This window comes from Sphingobium sp. AS12 (assembly GCF_019097845.1).
Lineage (GTDB): Bacteria > Pseudomonadota > Alphaproteobacteria > Sphingomonadales > Sphingomonadaceae > Sphingobium.
In genome coordinates this window covers 1-1807 of the sequence record NZ_JAHRGM010000078.1, presented here as the reverse complement: position 1 = coordinate 1807, position 1807 = coordinate 1, and the positions used below count along the sequence as shown (strand labels likewise).

At 60.5% G+C, this 1807-nt stretch carries 2 protein-coding genes; one reads left to right on the top strand and one right to left on the bottom strand.

Annotated elements, in window-relative coordinates; genetic code table 11:
• Nucleotides 1–17: 17 nt before the first annotated feature.
• The gene (locus tag KRZ98_RS22110; RefSeq protein WP_169575582.1) at nt 18–1394 is read right to left on the bottom strand and encodes a transposase; all 1377 of its coding nucleotides are present in this window, start codon (nt 1392–1394) and stop codon (nt 18–20) included.
• A 105-nt stretch (nt 1395–1499) separates the two neighbouring features.
• Here KRZ98_RS22110 and KRZ98_RS22105 point away from each other — a divergent pair, with 105 nt between their 5' ends.
• Nucleotides 1500–1784, top strand: a complete 285-nt coding sequence (locus tag KRZ98_RS22105; RefSeq protein WP_119750773.1) for a hypothetical protein — start codon at nt 1500–1502, stop codon at nt 1782–1784.
• Nucleotides 1785–1807 lie beyond the last annotated feature (23 nt).

The following is a 1807-nucleotide window of genomic DNA, read 5'->3' as shown; positions in this document are numbered from 1 at the left end:
AGCTCGACTTTGTACGATTAGGTGGCGAAGCATAGTGCTTGAGCCATACGTACGAGGCGGGTTGTCGGAATATAGTGCGGTTCTCGGTGCGGCGGGGATTGTTGATTAATGTCGCCGACCCAGAGCTGGAGGCGGACGGCGCCGATGGCGTCACTGAAGGTCAGGCTGGTTTTTCGATACCAGGCGGCGGAATAAGGGTTGCTTTTATTGGTTAGCAGATCGCCGGCCCATAGCGATATAAGAGAGTAGAGACCCAACAGCGCCGGAGTGGTTCGCGCTATGGCTTTGTTGGTCCACTGGCGCTGTGTCTCGACACCCAGGTGAGCGCGGGTTTCGGCAAATGTGACCTCGATCTGCCACCGCCGGACGTAGAGGGCGATGATGTCGGCGGGCTCGAGGGTGATGTCGGTACTGAAGAAGGCTTGCGGCTCGCGCTTTCCGTCAGGGTCGCGAACCAGGACCCAGCGAACCGGCAAGACCGGGGTGCCCGGCCTGTACCATAAGGCGATGTCGGATGTGATCTCGAGCGTCTTGCCGTTGACATGGCCATACCAGGCAGAGACGAGGACGCTTGTCCAGCGCGTCGCCGGATTGGCGAGCAGGGTCTTGAGCTTGGGCAGTGCTGGCCCTTTCTGTGCCGGCCGTCCCATCGTGCGTGATGTTCGCCTCGCAGGCGGCGCAAACAGGCTGGCATCCAGCCGCAGCCGGCTGATGAGCGTTGCCCGAGGCGTAATGGCATGGGCCAGTTCGTGGACGGCAAAGCTGCTGTCGCCGATGAAGACGATCCGACGACCTGGCAGCCAGCGAGACAGCTGCAGCGCGCCCTGGCGGGCCCAGTCCGTCAGCAGTTTGTGACGACAGCCGCGTTGACGGTTGGATCGTTCTGAAGGGGCAAGCAACGTCAGGATCGGCAGCGCCTTGATCAAGTTGGTCCACGACACCGGGGTGAGCACCATAAAGCTGAGCCAGCGCAGTCCGCTGGCTTTGACGAAATGGCCGTGACTGGAGCGGACCGGGTCTCGGTATATACCCCGGGCAGTGATCCTGCGCCCCCATCGCCGCTCAATGGTGTCGTCCATGCCAATGACAACGGGACCATCTGGCACGAGCCGTTCGACCACAATGCCGAGCAGTCGCCTGGCAACCGCACGGGAGCTCCAACGGGCGCGGTTGAGGACCTGGTGATAGGTGGCAAAGTTGGCAGCATGGGATCGGCCGGTCACACGCAGGCAGGACGTAACGGTCCGTTTGCCCGTGGCCAGCAGGCCGCCCATCACAAGAACAAGTACATGCTCCCAACTGGGGGCAGTGAAGCAGGGGCGCCATACCTGCATCCATTGGCGCAGGATCTGGGGGACGGCATCGCCGATAACGGCCTTGTTCTGGTCCAACATCCCATGCTTCGAATCCTAACTGAAGCACGTTGCAACGCTTGGGCTGTTGCCATGCGGCAAGTTGAATCGGATACGCTGTGACCTGAAGGCAGCTATGGATGCTCCATGAAAGACGACGAAATCATTCTACGCATCGAAACGTTTGACGCAGCCAACGGCGGTGGCGTGGGCTGGTACGAGGACAAAGGCGCTTACCATCTCTATCTGCTGGAAACCGACGCGCCGATCGCCCGCCTCAAGCCTGTCGGCACGCGCGACGAAGTCAGGCTCGGCTACTGGTCACACCGGCGAAAATGGGAAGATATTGACGATATGGGCGGATGCGTCTTGCCACTCGATCAGGCCCTCGACCACATCGCTGAAAACAGCATCTTCTGGACTTGGACCTGACCAAAAACGTACAAAGTCGAGCT